Genomic DNA, 24,733 nt, shown 5'->3' with positions numbered 1-24,733 from the left:
TGGCCCTTCGTCAAAACAGTTGGTATCGGTGGGTCAGAACGCGAGCAGCAGCGCGGCGAGCAGGCCCTGCCGTGCCTGGACCGCCGCCAGGAAGTCCGGCCAGGACGGGGACTCGACAATCTGCGCCGCGGCCTTGCCGAGGTCGATGTCATCGCCGCTGATCTCGCGCCAGAGCCGCTCCAGCTCCGTCTGGTCGTCCTGATCGATGAGCCGCATCTCGGAGAGCTTCATGTCGGGGTGGGTGACCAGGAACTCCAGCGCCCGGCCGATCGCAGCCAGGAGCCGATCGATGGTGGCACGGGTGAAGAGCGTCGCGTCGTACTGTGCGGACAGCTCCGGCTCAGGGTCGAGGACGAAGCGGAACAGCAGGTCGAAGAGTGCGGTCGCCGGTGGCAGCTGCACCAACCGACCGGTCACCTCGGGCAGGGTGCGCAGGTCCAGCGGGTAGTTGTCGACGGCGACCATGGCTTGGACCAACGTCGGCATCCCCGCGACCCGAGGCGGCCGCGCCGCCCGCACGATCTCCTGGAACGACAGCTGTTGATGATCCAACGCGGAGAGCGCGCTGGCAGCGACCGCGTCGACCAGGGCAGCGCCGGTGGCCTGTGGCTCCACCCGGTACCGGAAGGGCAGCGTGTCCGCGAAGTAGCCGACCAGGCTTTCCGTCTCCGCAAGGTCGCGGCCGGCGACCGGGGCGGCCAACACGATGTCGGTATGCTGGGCGAATCGGCTGAGCACGATCGCCGCCGCGCTGTGCAGGAGCATGAAGGTGGTGACCCCGGCCTCCTCCGCGGCCCGCTGCACGCGGTCGCGCTGTCCGGTGGGCCACCGCACCGCCACGTAGCCGGCCTCCCGACTGCGCTCCTCGGTCCGGGGGAAATCCGTCACCAGGCCGAGGTCGCCGGAGTAGCCGTCCAGGTAGCTTCGCCAGAAGTCGACGTCCGCGCCGGCCGTGGCCGCCGCCCGCTCGTGCCGCCAGAGGGCATAGTCGGCGTACTGGATCGGCAGCTCCGGCAGTTGGGGCGGCAGCCCCTGCCGGTGCGCCCGGTACGCCTCGGTGATCTCGCTGAAGACCACGTTCGTGGACCAGCCATCCGACACCAGGTGATGACTGCTCCACTGCAGCACATGCTCGGTCGGGGTGAACCGGAACAGGCGGGTGACCACGACCGGGCCGCTGGTCAGGTCCAGCACGAGGTCACTGAGGACCCGGTCCCGGACGTACCTCGTCATCTCCGTCGGATCGGTGAACTGCTCCCCCGTCGCGTCCACCACGTCGAGCGTCACCACCGCCTCCGGGTCGGGTCGCTGGTAGCTGCTGCCCTCCTCGGTGCCGAAGCGCATCGAGAACACCTCGTGCCGGCTGGTCAGAGTCGTGATCGCGGAGCGCAGCGCGGCGATGTCCAGCACCCCGGACAGGTGCAACAGCACCGTGTTGTCGTAGGAGCGGTCGTCCGGGTCGACCTGACACAGGAACCAGAGGGCGGCCTGGTTGGCGGCCAGCGGGAACCGGTCCGGTCGGGGTTGTGCCCGCCGGATGCGCGTTCCGTCGGTCGCCGGCACGACCCCGCGACCGCTGGCGATCCGCTGGGCCAGGGTGCGGGGACTCGGATTCTCGAACAGCAGGCGGATCGGCAGATCCATCCCGAAGCGATCCCGTAGCCGGGCCATCACCTGCGCCGCGTGCAGGGAGTGCCCGCCCAGGCCGAAGAAGTCGGTGAGGGGACCGGGCCGCGTCGGTAGCCGCAGCACGCTGCGCCAGACGTCCATCACGACGGCCTCGGTCTCGTTCGCCGGTTCGAGGTCGTCGGTCAGCTCGGGCGGCGGTGCCGGCTGCCATCCGGCGAGGGACCGGGTGTCGACCTTGCCGTGCGGCGTGCGGGGCAGCACGTCGAGGCGGACAAGGTGATCCGGGACCGCGTAGCGGGGCAGGGTGGCGGCCAGTTGTTCGCGCAGTTCCCGCGGGGACACCTCGGCCCGGGACGGGCCCGATTCGGCAGCGGTCCCACCGTCGCCCGCAATCGTCTGCGGGACGAAGAACGCGACGAGCTGGTTGCCGTGCTCGCCGTCCGAACGCACGATGACCGCGCTCTCCTGCAGTGTCGGGATCGCGGCGAGCGCCCCCTCCACCTCGGCCAGCTCGACGCGGTGTCCGCGTACCTTGACCTGCTTGTCGATCCGGCCGAGGAACTCGAGGTTCCCGTCGGGTAGCAGCCGGCCCCGATCGCCCGTCCGGTAGGCCACGATCCCGGGCTGCTCGGCGATGGGATCGGGTACGAACGCGGCGGCGGTGCGCTCGACGTCGTTGACGTAGCCGGCACCGACGCAGAGCCCCCCGACGTACAACTCGCCCGGGGTGCCCGTCGGCACCGGTTCGCGGTGTTCGTCGAGGACGTAGACCTTGGCGTTGTCGATGGGACGGCCCACCGGCACCGAGGCGGCCCGCTCGTCGGCCCACCCGATGATCTCGTAGTGGGTACAGTCGTCGGAGACCTCCGTGGCCCCCCACATGTTCAGCAGGCGCACCTGCGGCAGGTGCCGACGGAATGCGTTGGCGCTCTTCGGGGTCAACGTCTCCCCGCTGGAGACGACCCAGCGCAGCCGGAACGGCGGGAAGGCGGCGAGGCCGTAGTGGGTCAGCTCGGCGCTGAAGACGCTCAACACCGTGGGTGAGACCTCCAGTACGGTGATGCCGTCCTCGGCCACGGCGCGCAGCAACCGCGACGGATCCTGACTGATCTCGTCGGGATAGATCACCGAGGTCGCGCCCACCGCCAACGGCGCGAGCATCTGCCAGATCGAGATGTCGAAGGTGGCGGCGGCATCCTGGGAGACGAGGTCGCCGGCACTGATTCCCAGCGTGCCGATCTTCGCTTCCAGGTGGTTGAGCATCCCGTCATGCCGGATCGTCGCACCCTTGGGCTCACCCGTCGAGCCGGAGGTGAAGATGACGTAGGCGGCGGCCCGACCGCCGGGCAGTGGCCCGGCGTATCGATCGTGCTCGTCGCCCGCGGCCACCAGTTCGTCGAGCAGGAGCAACGGTGTCCGCCCGACCGCCTCACGGAGCGCCGCCTCGCTCTGCCGGTCGCCGAGGACCAGCGCGGCCTGGCTCGTCCGCAGCATGCTGGCCACCCTGGTCGGTGGCCCCGAGGGCAGGGGCAGGTAGATCGCACCGATACGCATCACCGCCAGTGCGGTGACGAACGAGTCGATGCCCCGTGCCGCCGACATGCCGACCACGGTTCCGGCCGTGACGTTTCGTCGCGCCAGCCGGGCCGCGATCCGCTCGATGCGTACGGCCAGTTCCGCGTACGTCAGCGAAGCCTCGCCGCAGCGCACGGCCAGCGCCTTGGCGTGGGTCGCGCACGACTGCTCCAGCAGGGTGAAGTAGCCGGGCGCGGACAGTGGCCGGGCGGGCGGTCCGAATCCGGCGACAAGCTCCTGCCAGTACGTCTCACCGAGCAACGTACGCCGGCTCGGCACGGTCTCGGGGTGGGCCACGACATCGGCCAACGCCTGGCGATACAGGGCGGCGATGAGCCGCACCTGTGGCTCGCTCAACCGGTGCAGATCGGCCTCAAGATCGAGAGAGAGCAGCTTGGTGAAGGGGTCCTTGTTGAACTCGGTGCGGAGCGCGAAGTGCGTCTGGATGTACGCCTTCGCGTCCACCACGGTCAGGGACGTCGCGGACGCCAGCTGTTCGTAGCTGTGGAAGTGCGTGTAGTTGAAGCTCACGTCGGTGAGTTCCCGACCGCCGTTGAGCCGCTGCAGTTCGGCGTAGGGAAACCGCCGCACGGGCAGCAGTTGCTGTTCCTTGGCGAACGCTGCCCGGATCAGCGCAACCCAGGTGGTGCCGGAGGTGGCCAGCCGGTACGGCAGCAGGTTGAGGTGTACGCCGATCACCTCGGCGCCGCCCTCCTCCTCGACCCGACCGTTCGACTCCACGCCCAGCACCAGGTCGGAGCGGCCGGTGACGGTGGCCAGCACCCGGGCGTGTACCGCCAGCAGCACGTGCTTGAGCGAGACGGCGCAGCGGGCGGCGAGTTCGTCGAGCGCCGTCGAGAGATCGGCGTCGACCTCGACGCTGAGGAAGCCGATCTCGTTACGGGCGGCCGTCCCGGTCGCGGCGGCCTGCCGGGGCAGCAGGGTCGGCTCCGCCCCGCCCAGTTCCCGCGCCCAGAACTCGTGGACTGACCGATCGCGCAGCGTCTCCTGCTCAAGCGCGATGAAGTCGGCGTAGCGGCGTCGGGGTGGGGCGGCCACCGGCTTGTCCCCCGTCCGCAGCTGCCAGTAGTCGGAGAGGATCTCGGTGATCAGCGATGACTCGCTCCACCCGTCCAACAGCGCGTCGTGAAAACTGACGGAGAACTGGAACTCGTCGGCCGACAGCAGGTGCACCGTGTACCGCATCAACGGGGCGACGCTCCAGTCGTACCCGGTCCGCCGCTCCCCCAGTTGCCACCGGCTCAGTTCGGCATCCTGTTCCTCTGCACCCAGGTGCCGCAGGTCCACCACCGTCACCCGGGAGGGCACACTGCGATGCACCAGTTGCAGCGGTTGCGAGTGGTCGGTGAACGTGAAGGAGGTGCGCAGGATCTCGTGGCGGGCCACCGCTCGCGCGACCGCCTGCTCCATCGCCCGATGGTCGTAGCTGGCCCGGAGCCGGAACATGAAGATGTCGCAGTACATGTTGACGTCGGCGTCGTAGGCGCTGTGGAAGAGCAGGCCCCCCTGGAGGGTGCTGACCGGGTAGGCGTCGGTCACGCCGTCCGGTAGCGCCGCGCGGTCCGCCGCGCTGATCAGGCTGAAGGGCGGGGTTGGCGGGCGACTCTCCGACGGCTCCTGCGCAGTTCCGGCGAGGGCGGCGAGGCCGGCGGGTGTCGGAGTGCCGTAGATGTCGACCAGGTTCAGTGTGACGCCGCGCTCCTGGGCGCGGGCACGAAGCCGCAGGGCCGTGATGGAGTCACCGCCGACGCTGAAGAAGGAGTCGTCGCTGCCGACGCTCGGTACCCCCAACACCTCGGCGAAGATCTGGCGGATGAGGGTCACCAGGTTGCCCTGCCCGGCAGCCTCCACCGGGCGGGATTCACGCAGGCTGTTCGCGGGGGTGGCGGTCGGCAACCGGTCCCGGTCGACCTTGCCGTTCTGGGTGAGCGGGATGGCGTCGACGGGCACGATGAACGACGGCATCATGTAGTTCGGAAGCCGTGCCCGAAGGCGGGTGAAAAGCTCGCCGGGGTCGAGGCCGTCGTCGGAGACCAGGTGGGCGACGATCCGTGGGCCGGTGCTCGGCGACGCGGCACGGCGGCTCTCGCCGCGCAGCAGATCCCGCACATCGGTGATCTCCACCGACGCGGTCCGGTTGCGCAGCACCGGATCGGCGGCGGTCTCGGGCCGGACCACGGTGACGACGACCTGCCGTACGCCGGGGATGCCGGCGAAGGCGGCGTGCACCTCGCCGAGTTCGATCCGGTGTCCGCGAATCTTGACCTGGTCGTCCTGCCGGCCCCGGTACTCGTACTCGCCGGTCTCCACCAGCACGGCCTGGTCGCCGGAGCGGTAGGACCGCGCCGTGCCGCCGGGCAATCGGACGAACCGCTCGGCGTCGAGCTCGGGCCGGCCCAGGTAGCCCGCGCTGACCCCCGGCCCGGTGACGACGATCTCCCCCACCTCGCCGGCCGGCACCTCGTTGAGGTCGGCGTCGACGAGGGTGAACCGCAGATCCGCCAGCGGCACCCCAATCAGCGACCGCTCCTGCCCCAGGTCGTCGCGTCGCACCCGCCGGTAGGTGGCGTGCACCGTGGTCTCGGTGATGCCGTACATGTTGATCAGTTGCGGTTCCTCGTCGCCGTACCGGGCCACCCACGGCCGCAGATCGGCGAAGTGCAGCGCCTCGCCGCCGAATATCACCCACCTCAGGGGCAGTCGACGGCCCCGGGTCGCGTCCTCGGCGATCAGCTGATTGAAGGCGGTGGGCGTCTGACACAGCACCGTGACCCGCTCCTGCTCCAGCAGGTCCCACAACGCCCGGGGATCCTGGGCGGTCTCCCTCGGCACGATCACCAGACAACCGCCGTACAACAGCGGCCCCCACATCTCCCACACCGAGAAATCAAAGGCAAACGAGTGGAACATCGCCCACACATCATCCGGACCAAACCCGAAATGGCGCTCCGTCACCCCAAAAAGCCGCAACACATTACCGTGCGAAATCTGCACACCCTTCGGACGCCCCGTCGTCCCCGACGTGAAAATCACATACGCCCGATCATCCCAATCCGACCCCGCCACCGCACCAACCGGACCATCAACCACATCGTCCACAAGCACCGAAGGCACACCCTCCGGCAACAACCCCACCAACCCACCACTGGTCACCACCACCGACGGATCAGCATCATCCACAATCAACTCCAACCGACCCGCCGGAGTCCCCACATCCAACGGCACATACGACGACCCCACCCGCAACACCGCAAGCACCGCCGCAACCATTTCAACAGAACGATCCAACAACACCCCCACCGGCCGCGACACATCCACACCCGCAGCCCGAATCGCCCCCGCCAACACCCCCACCCGACGATCCAACTCCGCAAACGTCACACCCCGACCACCACACCGCACCGCCACCCGATCAGGAAAACACCGAACCGACTCCCCAAAACCCGCCACCAAACTCCGCGCCTGCCCCACCGACGGCACCGGGATGTCCTGGCTGTTCATCGTCCTGCCTCCTCGACGGCCGGCGCGGGGCCGGGCGTTGCGATCTCCTTCAGGGCCGACTGGAACTCCGCCACGATCCGGGCTGCCGTGGCGGCGTCGATCCGCTCCCGCTGGTAGACCAGACGGAACGTCAGGCGGTCGGCGTGCCGGGTGCCGTACAGGCTGACGGTGAAGGCGACATCCCGTGGAGGTACGTCCATCACCGACACCTCGACCTCTCCGAGCCGCTGGCGGCATCCGCTGGAGGGAATCGAGAAACCGTCGTCGAGCAGCCCGTCCGTCGACTGCTGAAAGGTGAACGTGGCCTGGAACAGGGGTGTCTGCCCATGCCGGTCCGGGCTGAGCGCCTTGACCAGCCGGGCGAACGGCAGATCAGCGTCGGCCAGGGCGTTGCGCAGTTCGGCCCGGCTGCGGTCCTCGATCGGTTCCAGGCGCTCCTCGCCCTCGAAGCGGCCGGCCAGAGGCAGCATGTTGACCAGGTAGCCGACCGTGTCGGCGAAGCGCCAGTCGTCCCGGCCGTGGTGTGGGGTGCCGATGACGATCTGCTGTTCGCCGGTTGTCCGATGCAGGGCCCTCAGGTACGCCGCGACGAGGCTGACGAACGGCGTGTGCCCACGGAGCTGGGCCCGCTGGTAGAGGCGGTCGGCCCCGTCCACCTCGAAGTCGATGATCGCGGCGGGGTTCCGGCCCGGAGTGTTTCCCGTTCGGACGGCCGGGAAGAGCAGGTGATCGCGCAGTGGGTGCCACCGCTCGGCAAGCGCGGTGAGCCGGCGCCGGGCCGACTCGTCGTCGGTCGACGCGGACAACCACCGCTGCCGCTGCACGTAGTCGCCGCGGTCGGTGGCGGGCAGCTCTCCGCTCAGGCGCACCGCAGGCAACTCCGCCAGGATCTCCATGAAGATCACCCGCATCGACCAGTGGTCGACGATCGCGTGGTGGCAGACGAGCATGAAGACGGTGGTCTCTGACGTCAGCACGGCGGCGGCCCGGACCAGCGGACCGTCGGTGAGACAGAACCGCCGGTCGGCGACCTCCCGCAGGAAGGAGTCGACCGAATCGTCGATACCGGTGAGCGCCACCTGCGACCAGTCGAGCTGAGGGCTGTCCCGCACGATCTGCGTCCCGCTGCCGGGCGACCCGAGCACCGTGCGCAGCGCCGGGTGCCGGGCCACGGCCGCCGACACCGCGGCGCGCAGCAGGTCGGGGTCGTACCGACGGGACAGGCGGACGGCGCTGGTCAGGTTGTTCGCCGTGTCCTGCGGATGGAACTCGTCGTAGAACTGCATCTGCACCTGGCCGTCGGTGGCCGGCGCGACCCGATCCGTAGGTCCGGCCGTCGGCTCCGGCTGCGCGGGCTCCGGGGGCTGCCCGGTCAGCACCACCACGGCCTCGGCGATCTCTTCGAGGGAGCGGTCGCTGGTGAAGAGTCGACTGTCCAGGGAGCGGCCGAGCTGCTGTTCGCACCGTACCTTCACGGTGGCGGTGCGCAGCGAGTCGAGGCCGAGTGCGGCCAGCGGCCGGGACCAGTCCTGCACCGTCAGCTGCTGCCCCGCGGCGCCGACCAGCGCGGCAAGCAGTTGACGCACCAGCTGCCGCCTCGTGTCCCGGTCGCGAAGGTGTAGCGCGTCGAGCTGGTCGGCGGTGGGCGGCGCCGGACGCGGCTGTGGATTCTCCGAGTGCCCCAGCACCCGCAGCCGGCCGGTGAGATGGCGGGTCCGGGTCTCGCTCCGCCGGATCTTCCCGCTCGACGTCTTGGGCAGGGAGCCCGGGTAGACCAGCACCACCTCGGCCAGTTGGAGGTCACACTCGACACCGACGGCGCGTAGCACCTCCGTCCGCACCGTGGCCGCCGCAGCCGGGTCGCGCAGGCGGGCCAGGGACGCCCGGGCGACCTCGGCCACCAGGGTCACCGGCGGGGCGTCGGGATCCGGCTGGAATGCGGCTGCGGCACCGCCGCGCAGGTCGGCGCAGGCGGTCAGGGCGACGGTCTCGACGTCGTGGGGGTAGAAGTTCCGCCCGGCGACGATCAGCAGGTCCTTGCTGCGGCTGACCGGGTACAACTCGCCCTGCCAGGTGAAGCCGAGGTCACCGGTCCGCAGATAGGACCCCGCGTGACCGGGAACGTCGGCGTGGAAGGTCTGGCGGGTGGCCGTCGCGTCGGCCCAGTACCCCTGGGCCACGCCCGGCCCCCGCACACAGATCTCCCCGATCTCCCCGTCGGGCAGGACCCGGTCGTCGTCACCGCCGCGAATGACGATCTCGGTGTGCCGGGCCGGTCGCCCCGACGAGACGAGGCTCGTGCCGGCCTCGCTTGTCTCCTCCGGCAGCTCAACCAGCCGGCCCCGCTCCAGTTCCCGGCGGCTGACGTGTCGGGACCGGTACCCTGCTCCCGGTTCGGCGCCGGCGACGAAGAGAGTGGCTTCGGCCAGCCCGTAACAGGGGAAGAACGCGTCGCGGTCAAACCCGTGCACGCCGTAGCACGTCGCGAAGTCCCGCATCGTCTCCGCGCGCACGGGCTCGGCGCCGTTGAACGCGATCCGCCACCGGCTCAGGTCGATGTCGGTGAGCCGGGCCGGGTCGTAGCGTTCGACGAGCAACTGGTAGGCGAAGTTCGGGCCACCGGAACAGGTGGCGCCGAAGCGGTCCACAGCCAGCGGCCACAGCATCGGATCGTGCACGAACGCGAAGGTGTCCAGCAGCACCGAGGGAATGCCCCGGTAGACGGGCAACAGGGCGGTACCGATCAGCCCCATGTCGTGGTACATCGGCAGCCAGCTGAGGACGGTGTCATCGGGACGGATGCCAAAACCCTCGGCGATCGCCTCCTCGTTCTGCACGAGGTTGCGATGGCTGACCATCACGCCCTTGGGCTGGCCTGTCGAGCCCGAGGTGTACTGCAGGAAGGCCAGATCCTCGCCGCCGGGCCCGGGCCTGACGGCAGCCACCCCCGCGCTGCCGGGCTCGCCGTGCAGGAGCGACTTGAACGGATGGATCCGCATCGAGGCGGTGGCGTTTCCACCGAAGAAGGCGGTCAACTGCTCGACGAAGAGGTCCGTGGTGACCGCGTGCGCCGGTCGGCAGCTGCGCACGACGCTCTCGATCCGATCGAGCCGCGCCCCGGGGCGGGGCGGGTAGAGCGGCACCGCGACGACACCGCTGTGCAGGCAGCCGAGGAACGCGGTCAGGAAGTCGAGACCGGGTGGGAGGATCAGCAGGACACGGTCGCCGGGCCGCGTCGATTCCCGCAGCGACAGCGCGACCCGTCGCGCGTTCTCCTCAAGCTGCGCGTAGGTCACCTGCTCGATCGCCCCGCCGGCCTGGACGAACGTGAACGCCACCGCGTCCGGACGCCGCTGTGCCCAGTGGCTCAGCGCGGCGGGGATCGAAGGGAACTCGGGGAGACTACTCATCTCGGCCTTCCTGCCACGGACGGCGGCGGTCGGAGCGGGATCTGTCAGCGCGGGAGGCGTTCGGCGGCGGTGCGGATGACGTGGGCCGCGCGTCGCGCGTCCGCTCCGCTGACCCCGCTGTGGAAGACCGCCCGCACCCAGCCGGCTTCGAGTTCGAGGAGGCGGACTCCCCCGTCGGCGCAGTGCCGCAGGAACGAGGCTTGGCTCTCGATGCCGGCGGCCCGGAAGAAGACGATGTTGGTACGGGGTGCTCCGTCACGCAGCTCCAGCGCCTCGGAGTCCATGAGCAGCTCGGCGAAGGTGGCCGCGTGCTCATGATCGCGCCGCAGCCGCTGCTCGACATCGTCGAGTGCGATGAGACCGGCCGCCGCGAGCAGACCGGCCTGGCGCATGCCACCGCCGAGCATCTTGCGGATCCGCTGGGCCCGCTCGATCACCTCCGCGCTACCCACCAGCAGCGACCCGACCGGCGCGCCCAGTCCCTTCGACAGACAGAACTGCACCGAGTCGGCGAGGCTGGTGATCTCGCCTACCGGTACGCCGAGGGCGACGGCGGCGTTGAAGACCCGCGCACCGTCCAGGTGCAGCCGGATGCCGTGTTCCCCGGTGAGATCCCGCAGATGCTTGAGGTATCCCAAATCCAGTGGCACGCCCCCGGCCATGTTGTGGGTGTTCTCCACGCAGAGCAGTGCGGGCAGCGCGAACTGCGGATCCTGCCGGTCGACGGTCAGCTCCTCGGTCAACCGACGCGGGTCGAGCGTGCCGTCCGGCAGGTTCGGCACCGGGCGCAGCACGGTGGCGCCGAGCACCGACGGTCCGCCGGCCTCGAAGAGGTACAGGTCGCTGCGGTCCCCGACGATCACCGCCCGCCCACGGTCCGCCTGGGCCATGACCGAGCAGAGGTTGGCCATGGTGCCGCTGGGGGTGAACACCGCCGCCTGATGCCCGGTCAGCGCTGCCGCCCGCCGCTCCAGCGCCCGCACGGTCGGGTCCTCACCGTAGACGTCGTCACCGACGGCGGCCTCGGCGATGGCGTGCCGCATGGTCGCGTCAGGCACGGTGAAGGTGTCACTACGCAACTCGATCATTTGCCGGTCATTCCGTTCTCCGCATGCTCCGCGAGCCGTACGGTCAGTCGCCCCAGCGCCGTCTCGGCCTGCCGGGCGGCCTCCGGACCGGTGTCGGCAGCGGTGATGACCGAGCCGATCCGGTCGGTGAACGCCCCGGTCACCGTGACGCGATCCCCGACCGCCACGCCGATGTTCACGGCGCGGACCGCCGCGGTCCGTGCCGCCGGCTCGACCCCGTCGACCTCGGCTATCTCCCCGTCGCCGGGCGCGATGAGGAATCGGATCGCGGCGTGCTCGTTGCGCAGCGGACGTAGTTTGGGCAGGTCACCGCTTGCCCGCGCGATGACGCAGTCCACCAGGTCGATGCCGAGGGCCGCGCGTACCAGCTCGGGGATCAAGCCGCCGGCGAGGCGCGGGTTCACCTCGATGATCATCGGGCCGTCGTGGCTCAGCCGTAGCTCGGTGTGCGTCGCACCCCAGGTCAGGCCGAGCGCCTGCAACGCGGTTCGCGCGCATTCGGTGAGCGCGGCAGCCGCCGTCGGCTCCAGCTCCGCGGGGAAGTCGTGCCCGGTCTCGACGAAGTGTGGTGGCGGACCGAGATGCTTGGCGGTCAGGCCCACCAGCTCACCGTCGAAGAACTCCGCGGAGAACTCGGGCCCGCTGACGAAGCGCTCGACGAGGACTCTCGGCTCAACCGGCAGACCCCGCTCGTTGACCCTGGTGGCGAGCAACCGGGTCGCGTGCTCGACGACCTCCCGGCTGGTACGGCAGAGCCGCACCCCCACCGAGCCCGAGCCCCGCACCGGCTTCACCACCACCGGACAGCCGAGTTCGGCCGCGGCCGACGTCGCCTCGGCCGGCGTACGGATCACGCGGAAGTCAGGCACGGATACGCCCGCCGCCAGCAGCGCCTCCCGTTGCCGACCCTTGTCGCGGGCCCGCTCGACGGCGACGGGATCGGGGCCGGCGAGGCCCACCCGCAGTGCCGCCCGGGCGGCGACCGGGACGAAGTACTCGGAGCTGGAGGTGATGCCCGCGACCGACCCCAGCTGCTGGCAGGCCCGCGCGACCGTCTCGGCGTCACCGGTGTCGAGGACGAGCGACTCGATTCCGTCCTGGTCGAGGTACGGGTAACGGGACGGATCGCGGGCGAGCATGACCGGACGTAGTCCGCGGTGCCGAGCTGCGCGGCAGCAGAGCCGACCGGTCCCCGTGGTGTTGCTCTCCACGAACACCATCACCCCCGAGGTGTCCACCGATCCTCCTTCTGCTGGTTGGCTGTGGTCCTGCCGTACCGCAGCTCACGGACGGCGTTGTGCAGCTCGGCGCGGGCGGCGGTCAGCCGCGCCGACTCCCGCTGGCTCCGGTCGCGGAGAACCCGCAACCTGCCGTACACGTCGTCGTACCCGCGCTGCCAGTCACCGGGACCGCCGCCGGCGTCGGTGAGGCTCACCGCGATCGCCGGGTCGGCGACCTTGGCGGCTGCCGGGAAGCGCTGCGCCACCCAGTCGACGCCGGTCGGCTCGCCATCGGCCTCGGCCAGCTGCTCCCGGATGGCCGCGCCGACGGTGTGGTGCGCGACCCGGAAGGGCATGCCGTCCTGGACCAGTCGGTTGGCCACCGCCGTGGCCGTGGTGATCCCCTCCACCGCCCGCTGTCGCATCCGGCCGGGACGTGGTCGGGCGCCGCTGACCAGGACCTGACCGAGCTGTACGACGTCGGTGGCGGCTCGCAGACCCGGCCAGGCGAGTCCGACCGCCTCGGTGCCGACCTCGATGGAGTTGGTGAAGGGTGCGCCCTTCATCGCGGTGACCGCGCCCACCCAGGACGAACTCACCCTCCCCACGGCGGCCGTGACATGTTCCAGCAGGAAGGCGTTGCGTTTCTGCGGCATCGCCGAGCTGCCGCCGACGAGACGGTCGGGAAACTGGATGAAGCCGAACTCCTCGGTACTCCACAGCTGCAGGTCGGTGCCGAGCCTGCTCAGCACGACGGCCACGCCGGTGGCGTCCGCCAGCAGTCGCAGCGGGACGTCCCGGCTGGCGATGGCGTCCAGGGCGTGCACCGGTGGTTCCTCGAATCCCAGCAGCGCGGCGACCCGGGCCGGATCGATCGGCAGGTCGCTGCCGGCGACCGCGCCGGCGCCCATGGGGCAGCGCCGTAGTCCCCTGGCTGAGTCCCAGGCCGACTCGATCTCCCGGGTCAGCCCGGCCGCGACGCCGGTGAGGTAGTAGCCGTAGGTGATCGGCATCGCCGCCTGGTAGTGGGTGTGCACCGGCATCACGACGTCGCGATACTCGCGTCCCCGGCTCAGCAGCACCGCGACGAGCCTCGACGTTTCCTGCAGGAAGGACAGCAGCCACTCGCGTAGCCGGGTCAGGGTGATGGTGGCCTTCATGTCGTTACGGGAACGTCCGGTATGCAGTACGCCGCCGACGTCCTCGCCGAGTTCCGCGGTGAGGTACTGCTCGTAGGCCAGATACAGCCCACGCGGCATGCGGGCGTTGGCGAGGGCGGCGAAGCGGCTGTCGCGAAGCTGCTCGATCAGCGTCACCAGCGCGACCGCCGCCTCGGGCTCGATCAGGCGCCGCTCCCTGAGCATGATCACATGTGCCAGGTCCACCAGCGTGGTGCGATCGAGTTCCTCGGCGATCTCGGCCGGCGTCGGCTCACCGTAGATCTGCCGCTGCGTCCGCAGGCCGATGGGCTCCTTGATCCGGCCCGTGTCGCTCATCGCGCCGCCACGCTGGCGGTGCCGCGATGTTCGAGGACCTCGTGCAGGCTCCGTCGTCCCCAGTTGAACCAGGACCACTCCGCGTGCTCGGCAAGGGGGTGGCTCGTCTCCACCGGCCGGTCCTCGGTCGAGTCGGCCAGGTGCCCCTGCTCGGCGAGCCACCGGTCGTCGTAGACGGTGGACTGGTAGCGGTAGCCCTGGTCGGGCAGCATGACCACGGTCACCGCGTCGGGGTTCGTCATCGCCGCCCGCTCGGCGACGAGGAAGGCCGCGCCGCTGGTCGGCCCCTGGAAGACGGCGTGCTCGCGGTGCAGTTTCCGGGTGGCCCGGTAGGCCTGACCGGCGCTGCACCAGTGCACCTGATCGAACGCGGTGTGGTCGAGGTTGGGCGGGATCAGGCTGTTGCCGAGGCCGCGTAGGGACCGCGGGCCGTCGGGCTGACCGAACAGCACACTGCGGTGTGTGTCGACGCCGATCAGCCGCAGGTCGGGGCTGACCGATCGGAGGAAGGAGGCGGTGCCACACATGGATCCGCCCGACCCGACCGGTCCGATCAGCAGGTCGACCTGGGGCAGGGCTTCGCTGAGCAGCTCGGCCACCAGGGAGTAGGAGCGCGGGTTGTCCGGGTTCGCGTACTGCTCGGGGCAGAACGAGTCCTCGTGTTCGGCACGGATCTCCGCGAGCCGCTCCAGCCGCGACCCCTGGTAGCCACCGCTCGCGGCCATGTGCCGGACGATCTCCACAGTGGCGCCGAGGTCGGTCAGTCGCCGGTACAGTTCGTCATCGATCACCGGGTCGCTGACCAGGATCAGGCGTCGGCGCAGCAACGCGGTCTGCATGGCCAGGGCGAGTCCGAAGGTACCCGAGGTGGTCTCCACGATGAGCGTGTCGGGACCGATGTCGCCGCGCGCGACAGCCTGCCGCAGGATGTAGCGTGCCGGGATCATCTTCATCAGCGTGAACACGACGCCGAAGAGGTTCGGTCCCAGTCGGACGATCTGCGGTCGTTCAACCCCTGCGGTGATCTCCTCGAACACTGAGGATCTCATCCCCGTCCTCCCGTCTTGGCCGGCTGCGAACAGAACACCTCGGTATGGGTGATGCCGGCATGTCTCATGGCCCGGATACACCGCTCGATGTCGTCCGAGACGGATGCACGCTCCGGATCGAAGATCAGGCCAGCGACGGAGCCGCTGTGCGCGACCTGCACTCCGGCGGCGGCGTGCGCCTCGCCGATTGCGATCAACGTTTCGAGTTCAGGCTTGGGAAGGAAGCGCTGGTTCATCCGGGCGCTCGCCGTCGCCACGGCACCGATCAGCGTCACGTCGGCGGTGGCGATGCCGTGCCGCAGCGTCGAGAGCATGACCTGTAGCCGGATCAACTCGTCCGGGTCGTACTCGGCGGGCGTGAGCGTCAACGTGTCGATGCTGAGATCGGGACCGGCCACACAGCCGACGACGATCACCGGCGGCAGCGGGGTGGTGAAGTCCTCCAGCACCACCCCTTCGCGCTGCGCGAAGAGCACGGTCCGGTCCTCGATCATGATGGAGTCGGAGGCGCGCTCGGCGAGTACGCTCAATCGGGCGATCTCGGCCGGTTGCAGGGACAACCGGTACCAGTCGGCCACGGCACGGATGCTGGCGACCACGTCGCTTGTGGACGCGCCCAGGCCCAGGCCGCTCATGACCGCCGTGTGATTCACCAGGTGCCCGTGCACGGCAGGGCTCCCGGAGCGCTGAGCGCAGTAGGCGACGGCGAGCTCGGCGGCCCGACGGGCCTTGTCCTTACTGCCCGGCTCAACGGTGATCTGCACCGGGCCGGAGCCGGCCTTCCCTCGGAATATCGCCACCGTTTTCAGGTCGACGACCGGCATCGTGACCAGACCACGACGAGGCTTACCATATTTGTCGTGGAAAACGCCTTGAAGTAACTCGCCGTGGTGTCCCATGGCAGTTCCGACGCCGACTCGACTCCACCAGGAAGGTGTCGGATACGTCGCGATAACGTTTTGCGCAAAAGACTTCGGTTGATGTGTACGCAGCATTTCGCGGATGTCCAACAATTCCCCCCGGACTAGGGACATACTGCGACCGCCGGAGGCTCTCACGACACCGCAACGGCTCAGTTGCAAACAGTAGCGGCGACCACCAAGTCTGTCAATGCAACCTATAGGATCCACGAATGCCCAGGTCAGAGCGCATTTGACCAGCTCTTGATCAGCACCCTGTGACATTCGACGAGACATTCATCGGGCACCTTGTCACGGATGTGCAGAATTAATACCCCAGCCACCTCTCAGAATCATGACATGCTGAGCGAGTCGGGACAGCATGTGTAGTAGGATCGCCCGACATCAGGCGCGATGACGGCATTGTCAACTTTGGTCATGCAGTCGGTGAACGCGGTCAGTCCAATAAGCGAGCAGGTCGTCGTCATGACTGATGGCGAGGATTCCGGCGCCTTCCCGATCCCGGTACGCGTTCAACACGTGGACGAGAGCGGCGGTGGTGGAAGCGTCCAGCATGGCGGTCATCTCGTCGCAGATCAGATACCTCGGCCGCAAGGCGAGAGCACGAGCGAGACAGGCCCGCTGCAGCTGGCCGTCGCTCACCGCGTGCGGACGGCGGTCGAGCAGGTCCTCGGTGAGTCCGACGGCCCCGGCCAGCTCGGACAGCCGCCGGGTCGCCTCGGCGCGCCGGCCGTTGGCCCGCAGCGGTTCCGCAACGACCTGACGCAGCGTCAGGCGGGGGTCGACGGAGGTCCTCGGCTGCTGGAACAGCACGCCGATCCGGGTCCTCAGCTCGCGTGGGGCGGCGTACCGGTGCCCGCGCACCGAATCGCCGTCGATACGCACCACGCCGGCCGTGGGCCGGTGCAACAGGGCGAGCACCCGGGCGAGGGTGGACTTGCCGCAGCCGCTCGGGCCCTGGAGCCCCAGCACCTCGCCACGTTCGAGGTCGACGTCGACCCCTTGGACGACGGGCCGACCCGGCGTCCAGCCGGCGGTGATCCCGCGAGCGGTCAGCATGGCCGGTGACAGGCGACCAGGTGCCCGCCGTCGGTCGCCGCCAGAGGTACCTGCGCGCACTCGGTGCCGGCGCGCTGGCAGCGCGGCTCGAATGCGCAGCCGTCCGGTAGCGAGTCGAGCTGCGGTGGCAGGCCGGGGATCGGGTGAAAACCATTGCGCGGCAGGGCGGCCAGCAGACCAGCGGTGTACGGGTGCCGAGGCCGATGCAGCACCGTCTCGACGGGCCCGGCCTCGACGATGCGGCTGGCATACATGACCGCGATGTCGTCGGCGACGCGGGCGGCGGCGTCCAGGTCGTGAGTGATCAACAGGACCGCGTGCCCGAGGTCGACGAGATGCCGCAACTCGTCCAGCGTCCGCCTGGCCAGGGGCGCGTCCAGGCCGGTGGTGGGTTCGTCGGCGAGCAGGACCTCAGGATCGCCGGCCAGGGCGAGGGCGGTGACGGCGCGTTGCGCCATGCCGCCGGAAAGCTCGTGCGGGTAGTGCGCCAGGGCGCTGGCGGGCAGACCGACCCGTGCCCCGGCCTCGTCGGCGGCCAGGTCCACCGCCCGTCGCCGTTGCCGGGGTGGCCGCCTGATCTCCGGACGCAGCGCGGCCAGGGTTTCGGTGAGGTGCCGACGCACCGTGTGCACGGGGGTCAGGTGCGCGGTCGGTGACTGGGGCACGAGGCCGATGCGTCGGCCGCGGATCTGCCGGGACAGCACCGGTTCCCGGGCGGTGAGCAGGTCCATCCGACTGACGCCGTCGGTGAGCACAGCGGTGCCGGCCACCTCGGCGTTGCCGGGCAGCAGACCGAGCAGGGCGCCCACCAGGACGGACTTGCCGCAGCCGCTCTCGCCGACCAGAGCGAGGCATCGCCCGGCCCGCAGTTGGAAGGAGGCACCGCTCACCGCCCGCACGGCGGTCCCGCGCGTCAGCCGGAAGCGCACCGACAGCTCGCGTACGTCGACGAGGACCGTCACCGGATCATCTCCGAACTCCGATACGGGTCGGTGCGCTCGCGGGCGTAGCCGGCGAGCCCCGCGATGGCCAGCGCCGCCGCCACCAGCAGCAGTCCAGGGAAGAAGGAGTTCCACCAGCCGCCGGTGAGCAGGGACTGCTGGCCGTCGTTGAGCATGTTGCCGAGACTGGCCAGGTGCGCCGGCAGCCCGAGGCCGAGGAACGACAGCGCGGTCTCGTGCCAGATCGCGTGCGGCACGACGAGGGTCGCGGCGAGGGCGGCATGCCCGGCGACATTGGGCAGCAGGTGCCGCCGGATCACGTACCAGCGGGAGGCACCGCCGACAACCGCGGCGTCGACGAACGGTCGTTCCCGCAGGGACAGGATCTCCGATCGAACGATGCGGGCGGTGCCGAGCCAGTGAGTGAGCCCGATCGACGCGATGACCGGCACCAGGCCGGGCTGGAACATCGCCACGATGAAGATGCCCAGCAGCAGATGCGGTACGGAGGCGACGGCGTCGACGCCGCGCATCAGGAGGCGATCGACCCAGCCGCCGAAGGCACCGGCCACCGCGCCGACGGCGACGCCGATGACGGTGGCCACCGCAGCAGCGACCAGCCCGACGACGAAGGAGACGCGCAGCCCGTACACGCAGCGCAGCAGGACGTCTCGACCGACCTCGTCGGTGCCGAACGGGTGGGCGGGCGACGGTGGCAGCATGGCCTGCCGCAGGTCGACGCTCTGCTGGTCGAGGTCCACGATGGGCGGGACGATCAGGACCGCGAGGGTCAGGGTGGCGAGCACCGCAACCGAGACGGACAGCCGGAGGCGGGCCCGACGCCGGTAGGCCTGACCGGGCCGGGCGGATCCGGCCCGGCGTCGGGCGGCCGGCCGCCATTGCGGCGCGAGAGCCTGCTCACCCATCGGCACGCACCCGGGGGTCGGCGATCGAGTAGCCGATGTCAGCGAGCAGGTTCCCCACGAGCACCGAGGCGGTCCCGAGCAGGGTCAGCGCCGCCAGCAGCGCGAAGTCGACGGTGGTCGCGGCGGTGACGGTGGCGGCGGCGACGCCGGGCCAGGAGAACACCGCCTCCACGAGCACCGCGCCGGTGATCAGTTCGGGTACCCGCGCGCCGACCAGGGTGATCAGCGGGAGCAGGCCGGTGCGCAACGCGTGGCGCAGCACCACCGTGCGCTCCCCCAAGCCACGGGCGCGGGCACCGAGGACGTAGTCCTGGGTCAGTCCGTGCGCCACCGACTCGCGGATGAACAGCAGGAACCACGGTGCCTGTGCCACACCCAGCACGGCGGCGGGCAGAATCAGATGTTCGGCGACCTGCGCGGCGGAGATGTCGGCGCCGGGGTCGGTCAGCCCCGCCGCCGGCAGCCAACGCAGTCGCACGGCGAACAGCGACAGGGCGCCCAGTGCCAGCCAGAACACCGGGGTCGCCTCCAGCGTGTAGGCCACCGAGGAGACCGCCCGGTCGAACCACCCGCCCCGGTGCCACGCCGCCGCCGTGCCGGCGAGCAGCGCCAGTGCCAGCGCCAGCAGCAGGCCCGTGCCGGCCAGTAACGCGGACCAGCCGAGTCGGTCACCGACCAGGGTGGCGACCGGCAGCCCGAACGTGCGGGAGTCGCCGAGGTCACCGCTGAGCAAGTGCTTCAGCCACCGACCGTACTGCACCAGAGCCGGGTCGTCCGCGCCCCAGTCCCGCCGGATCTGCTCCACCTGTTCCGGGGAGGCACGCAGAATCCGCACACCGAAGTACGAGGCGACGGGGTCGAACGGCGACGCCTTGCCGAGGACGAAGATGGTGGCGCTGACGGCTACCAGCACCGGGACGGCGAGCAGCAGCCGGCGCAGGACCAGCCGGCCCAGCGCCCCGGCCAGCGACCGGCGTGGCGGTGCGCTCGTCGGCGCGGCGACCGTCACCGGCCCGCCGCCGCGGCCGGAGTCCACTCCTCCAGGTTCCACCACGGCCCGTGGATCAGACCATGATCGTGCGGTTCCACCTGCTCACGCAGACCCGTCCAGCCCTCACGCAACACGTACGTGTGGTTCAAGAAGACCAGGAACGCCCATCCCGGATCGTCGGCGTAGGCGCGCTGGAAGTCGTGGTAGGCCGCGACCCGCACGTCGGCGTCGCCGGCTTGCCGGCCGCGGTCCAGCGCGGCGTCCACCTCGGCATTGCGGTACCGGGTCATGTTCACGTAGCCGCCGGTGTCGACGTACTTCGAGTGCAGCAGCGGGTAGGCGGCGCTGTCCGGGTCGTAGGGATCGCCGCCACCCCACAGTCCGGCGGTGCTGGTGCGCCGTTGCAACATCTGCTCGAAGGTGGCGCTCTCCGCCCGGGCCTCGATACCGATCTCGGAGATGTCGCTGGCCGCGGCCACTGCCAACTCCTTACGCAGCACGTCGTCGCCGGGATACAGGACCGGCAACTCGGCACGCACGCCGTCCTTGACCCGTACGCCCTCCGGGCCCGGCCGCCACCCGGCCTCGTCGAGCAGTCGTTCGGCCTGCGCCCGGTCGAACGCGAACGCCGTGCTCGGCACGTACCACTGCGCCAGTGCGGGCGCGACCGGGCTGCTCGCCGGCGTGCCCTGGCCGGCGAGGATGGTGTCCACCATGGCCTGCCGGTCGATGGCGAGGTTGATCGCGCGACGGGTCTGCGCCGTCGCGGTGATCGGCAGGTCGACGGGTAGCCCGAGACCACGGTAGTCAGCGCTACGGCTGGAGACGACCCGGTAGCCGGGCCGGCCTTCGTAGGTCCTGGTGAGCTTCGGGGGCAACGCGGCGGCGTCGAACTCGCCGGCGGCCATCCGCTGCGCGCGTACGTTGTCGTCGGCGGCGAACACGATCGTCACGTCGGTGACCTGCGGGGCACCCCGGTAGTGGTCGGGGTTGGCCGTCAGCACCATCCGTTCGCCGGCTCGCCAGTCCACCAACCGATACGGACCGGTGCCGACCGGCTCCCGGTTGAACGACGCCGTGCGGATGTCCTGCCCGGCCAGCGCCTGCCTGGGCACGATGCCCAGGGCCAGCCGCTGCGCCCACGGCCGGTACGGGTACCTGAGCCGGAACTCGACCGTGTCGGTGTCGACGGCGCGCACCGATTCCAGCGCCTCGTAGTCCGCGGCGATGGGCGACTGCGACGCGGGCGCCAGCACCGCCTCGTACGTGAAGACCACGTCCTCGGCGGTGACCTGCTGGCCGTCGGAGAAGGTGACGCCGGGCCGCAGATCCGCGGTCCAGGTCAGGCCGTCGGTGGAAACCCGGGGCAGCTCCGCCGCCAGTGCCGGTCGCAGGGTCAGGTCGGCGTCTCGGTCAACCAGACCGTCGAACAGCTTGCTCGCTCCGTTCGGTGCGTAGCCGAGCACCGGGTTGAGGTTGTCCGGTTCCGACGCCGCGCCGATGACGATGCTGGTGCCGCCCAGCGCACGATCGTCGCTGGGCGGGCCGCCGCAACCGCTGACGAGCGCCACGGAGAGGGCAACGGGCAAGCCGATGGCGGCGCGAATCCACGAGATGGCCACAGATGCAAGCTAGATGCATCTGCACATCTTTGGCAATAGTGCTCAGCCCTCCGTCGCCGCGACACGGCGGGCCGGCGCGATGCCCCGAGCCACCCCGGTCGCGGTCAGCCGGCGCGCGACGACGAGCCCGAGCGCGGTGAACGCCACCTGACTGGCGAACATGAGCGCGAAGAAGACCACCTGGACCAGCACCGACATCGTGGAGATGTTGAACGCCGCGTACGCGGACAGGGCGTACAGCGCGGTGAAGACGACCGCGGTGAGCTGGAACAGCCACGTCCGCCAGATCCGGTATCGCGTCACCAGGAACCCCAGTTCCAGGGCGACGCCGACCATCAGGCAGGTGACGATCGCGCTGGGGCCGGCCGGGGTGGGCGTGCTGATGACGCCCGCGATGAACATCGTCAGCACGGCCGAGCCGGGCCGGCGCAGCACCGCCAGCGCGACCACCGGTCCGATGAGCCACAGCCCGACCATCGGGGCGTACGCCAGGGGCACGGTCGCGGAGACGCTGAAGGCCGCGAAGTTGGCCGGAATCAGCAGCACGCCGGTAGCCGCACCGATCGCGGCGCAGGCCATCAGGAAACGGGTGGTCAAGGGGTACCTCCGGTCAGATGGTGAGCGAGCAGCGGAACCAGCGGAGCGCCGGCCAGCAGCAGCGCGAGAAGCGCCCCGTCGCGCAGCCGGAACGGGATGTGGCGACGCTCGGTCCGGCTCGGATAGGCACCGAAGCCGCGCGCCTCCATGGACAGCGACACGCGGTCGGCGTGCCGGATTCCGCCGGCCAGCAGCGGGATGGCGTACCCGGCGTAACGCCGGACGCCGGCGACCGGCCCCCGCCCGCCGGACAGCCCGCGGACCCGGTGAGCGCTGCGGATCGTGTCGAGTTCCTGCGCGAAGCGCGGCACGAAACGCAGCGCCGCCAACCCGGCGTAGCCGATCCGGTAGGGCACCCGCAATTGCGCGATCATCGACCGGACCAGGTCGGCTCCATGGGTGGTCAGCCCGGAGAGCAGGGCCAGCAGCACCACCGCGCCGACCCGCAGGCCGGTGGCGAAGCCGGTCTCCAGCGCCCCGGACCAGAGGGTCAACGGGCCGAGCCGCAGCAGGGCGTGGGTGTGGTCGACCCGGGACGGGTCCGTCCAGATCCCGAACGACACGGTCATCACCGCCACCAGAGTGGTGACGCCGATCAGCAGGCCACCCAGCGTCCGTGCGGCGAGCCGGCCCCCGCCCAGCAGCAGGGCCAGCGCGAGGGCCGCGAACAGCGCCGGGGTGAACAGATCCCGCGAGCCGATCGCCACGACCATGGCCGGGATCGGCCCGAGCACCTTCACCAGCGGGTTGTAGGTCCGCAGGTCCCACACCGAGCCGTGCAGATCCGGCTCGGTCACCACACCGACGGGGTTGCGTACCGCGCGGGCCGTCACGCCGCCACCCCCGCCGTACCCGTTGGCAGGTCGGCCAGTCGGGTGACCGCGCGCCACGACTCATGACACACCAGGGCACCGGTGGCGCGGGCCAACGGAGGCGGACGAAGACCTGCCCGGGACAGCAACCCGGCGTCGGCGAACAGTTCCGCCGGCGGCGCGTCGGCGAGCACCCGCCCGTCGGCGAGCGCCACGACCCGGCTCGCGTGCTCGGCGACCAGGTGCATGTCGTGGGTCACCACAACCACTGTGGTGCCGGCCCGGTGCAGGTCGGTGAGGAGATTGAGCAGTTCCGCGGCCCGCTGCCGGTCCTGACCGAACGTGGGTTCGTCGAGCACCAGCACACGTGGACGGCAGATGATCGCGGTCGCGACCGAGAGTCGTCGCTTCTGGCCGCCGGAGAGCAGGAACGGGTGCCGGTCTCGAAGCTCCAGGAGGCCGAACCGGCTCAGTACGTCGTCGACCCGGCGCGCCACCTCGTCCTCGGCCACCCGGCGAATCCGCAGCCCGTGGGCCAGTTCGTCGTCGACCCGAGCGGTGACGAACTGATGCTCCGGATTCTGGAAGACGAACCCGACCAGCCCGGCCAGGGTCCGGCCGTCGACCCGGGCCGGATCGACGCCGGCCACCCGAACCGTGCCGCGTGGTGGCCGGGTCACACCCGCGATGGCCTGCGCCAGGGTGGTCTTGCCGGCACCGTTCGCACCCACCACGGCGACCAGTTCGCCGGCGGGGATGGCGAGGTCGATCTCGTGCAGCACGGTAACCCGTCCACGCCTGACCGTCAGGCGGGACACCTCGACCGCGACCTCATCCACACTGGCGGGCGCGACCGGGTCGGCCGCACCCGACGGCGGTGCCGGCAGGACCGGGCACGCGTCGAGGGCGGCACCCAACTCGGTCGGGGTCAGCGGCAGCGGTTCCAGGTCGATGCCGGCCCGGCGCAGCCGGAGCGCCGCCAGGATCGCCTGTGGCAGCCAGACGCCGAGCCGCATCAGCCGGTCGGCGTGCTCGGTGAGCACCTGCCGAACCGGTCCGTCCAGAATCAGCTGACCCTCGTCGTCGAGCACGACCACCCGGTCGACGAGTTCGACGGCGGTGTCCAGGTTGTGCTCGACCAACAGGACGCCGCGTTCGCCGGTTGCGACGATCTGCCGCAGCAGGGCGTGCACCTCCTCGACGCCGACCGGGTCGAGATTGGCGGTGGGCTCGTCCAGGACCAGCAGCGGCGCCCGCAGCGCCAGCGCGCAGGCGATGGCGAGCCGTTGCCGACCACCGCCGGACAGTTGACCCGGATCGTCGTCGCGCCGCTCCCACAGTCCGACCGTCCGCAACGCCTCCTCGGCCCGTGCGAGCACCTCGCCGGCGGGCAGACACAGGTTCTCCGGCCCGAAGCAGACCTCGTCGAGCACCGTCGCCATCACCACCTGGGCGTCCGGATCCTGAAAGACCATGGCGACGTCCGCGGCGAAAGTCGGCACCGGGTGGTCGGCGACCGACCGACCGGCGGCCCGCACGGTGCCCGTCACCCGGGCGGCCACCACGTTCGGAATCAGTCCGTTGCTGGTCAGGGTCAAGGTTGACTTGCCGCATCCCGAAGGGCCCAGCAGCAGAACAGCCTCACCCGGCCGGACCTCGAACGAGACCCCTCCCGGGCTGGGTCGCCCGTAACGGACGACGTCGTCGTCGCCGTGCTGAGGCAACTCGTGCCGTACGGAGACGCCCGCGAACGAGAGAAGAGGCTGGTGCACGAGGTTAGGATAGGCGAACCTAACCCGCAATTTCCATGCCCAGGGAGCACGACCGCAGGCGCCGGCTTCCCTCGCACCGCCGGCGCAACGCGGGTGGGCGCCGA

Annotated in this window: 15 protein-coding genes; all 15 read right to left on the bottom strand. The window is 70.4% G+C overall.

Annotated elements, in window-relative coordinates; translation table 11 throughout:
• Positions 1–33: 33 nt before the first annotated feature.
• Entirely contained in the window at positions 34–6,726 is a 6,693-nt protein-coding gene (locus KBX50_RS03885; protein WP_210934718.1) for an amino acid adenylation domain-containing protein, read from the bottom strand.
• A complete protein-coding gene (locus tag KBX50_RS03880; protein WP_210934716.1) occupies positions 6,723–10,136 on the bottom strand; it encodes an AMP-binding protein in 3,414 nt (1,137 codons plus the stop codon). Before KBX50_RS03880 ends, KBX50_RS03885 begins: the two co-directional genes overlap by 4 nt.
• 44 nt (positions 10,137–10,180) lie before the next feature.
• Positions 10,181–11,224 (bottom strand): GntG family PLP-dependent aldolase, encoded by a 1,044-nt coding sequence (locus KBX50_RS03875; protein WP_210934713.1) that lies wholly within the window; start codon positions 11,222–11,224, stop codon positions 10,181–10,183.
• Positions 11,221–12,462: an ATP-grasp domain-containing protein gene (locus tag KBX50_RS03870; RefSeq protein WP_210934712.1), complete on the bottom strand. Its 1,242-nt coding sequence runs from the start codon at positions 12,460–12,462 to the stop codon at positions 11,221–11,223. Before KBX50_RS03870 ends, KBX50_RS03875 begins: the two co-directional genes overlap by 4 nt.
• Complete coding sequence (locus KBX50_RS03865) at positions 12,444–13,940, bottom strand: argininosuccinate lyase (RefSeq protein ID WP_210934711.1); 1,497 nt, start codon at positions 13,938–13,940, stop codon at positions 12,444–12,446. The genes KBX50_RS03870 and KBX50_RS03865 overlap by 19 nt, the downstream gene beginning before the upstream one ends.
• Positions 13,937–14,989, bottom strand: a complete 1,053-nt coding sequence (locus tag KBX50_RS03860) for a cysteine synthase family protein (protein ID WP_210934710.1) — start codon at positions 14,987–14,989, stop codon at positions 13,937–13,939. The genes KBX50_RS03865 and KBX50_RS03860 overlap by 4 nt, the downstream gene beginning before the upstream one ends.
• Positions 14,986–15,999: a hypothetical protein gene (locus KBX50_RS03855; protein WP_210934709.1), complete on the bottom strand. Its 1,014-nt coding sequence runs from the start codon at positions 15,997–15,999 to the stop codon at positions 14,986–14,988. Before KBX50_RS03855 ends, KBX50_RS03860 begins: the two co-directional genes overlap by 4 nt.
• A gap of 315 nt (positions 16,000–16,314) precedes the next feature.
• A complete protein-coding gene (locus KBX50_RS03850) occupies positions 16,315–16,968 on the bottom strand; it encodes an ABC transporter ATP-binding protein (protein WP_210934708.1) in 654 nt (217 codons plus the stop codon).
• Positions 16,962–17,930 (bottom strand): ABC transporter ATP-binding protein, encoded by a 969-nt coding sequence (locus KBX50_RS03845; protein ID WP_210934707.1) that lies wholly within the window; start codon positions 17,928–17,930, stop codon positions 16,962–16,964. The genes KBX50_RS03850 and KBX50_RS03845 overlap by 7 nt, the downstream gene beginning before the upstream one ends.
• On the bottom strand, positions 17,927–18,835 hold the full coding sequence (locus KBX50_RS03840) for an ABC transporter permease (protein WP_210934705.1): 909 nt from the start codon (positions 18,833–18,835) through the stop codon (positions 17,927–17,929). Before KBX50_RS03840 ends, KBX50_RS03845 begins: the two co-directional genes overlap by 4 nt.
• Entirely contained in the window at positions 18,828–19,871 is a 1,044-nt protein-coding gene (locus tag KBX50_RS03835; RefSeq protein ID WP_307870830.1) for an ABC transporter permease, read from the bottom strand. Before KBX50_RS03835 ends, KBX50_RS03840 begins: the two co-directional genes overlap by 8 nt.
• A complete protein-coding gene (locus KBX50_RS03830) occupies positions 19,841–21,448 on the bottom strand; it encodes an ABC transporter substrate-binding protein (RefSeq protein WP_210934703.1) in 1,608 nt (535 codons plus the stop codon). The genes KBX50_RS03835 and KBX50_RS03830 overlap by 31 nt, the downstream gene beginning before the upstream one ends.
• Positions 21,449–21,490: 42 nt before the next feature.
• Positions 21,491–22,045, bottom strand: a complete 555-nt coding sequence (locus tag KBX50_RS03825) for an ECF transporter S component (RefSeq protein WP_247673069.1) — start codon at positions 22,043–22,045, stop codon at positions 21,491–21,493.
• A complete protein-coding gene (locus KBX50_RS03820) occupies positions 22,042–22,878 on the bottom strand; it encodes an energy-coupling factor transporter transmembrane component T (RefSeq protein WP_210934701.1) in 837 nt (278 codons plus the stop codon). Before KBX50_RS03820 ends, KBX50_RS03825 begins: the two co-directional genes overlap by 4 nt.
• Positions 22,875–24,629 carry an ABC transporter ATP-binding protein gene (locus KBX50_RS03815; protein ID WP_210934699.1) on the bottom strand — a complete coding sequence of 585 codons (1,755 nt, stop codon included), beginning with the start codon at positions 24,627–24,629 and terminating at the stop codon, positions 22,875–22,877. The genes KBX50_RS03820 and KBX50_RS03815 overlap by 4 nt, the downstream gene beginning before the upstream one ends.
• Positions 24,630–24,733 lie beyond the last annotated feature (104 nt).

The organism is Micromonospora sp. C51, assembly GCF_018070435.1.
GTDB lineage: Bacteria > Actinomycetota > Actinomycetes > Mycobacteriales > Micromonosporaceae > Micromonospora > Micromonospora sediminimaris.
Note: the sequence above shows the minus strand (reverse complement) of the source record. Positions and strands in the feature narration are given on the sequence as shown.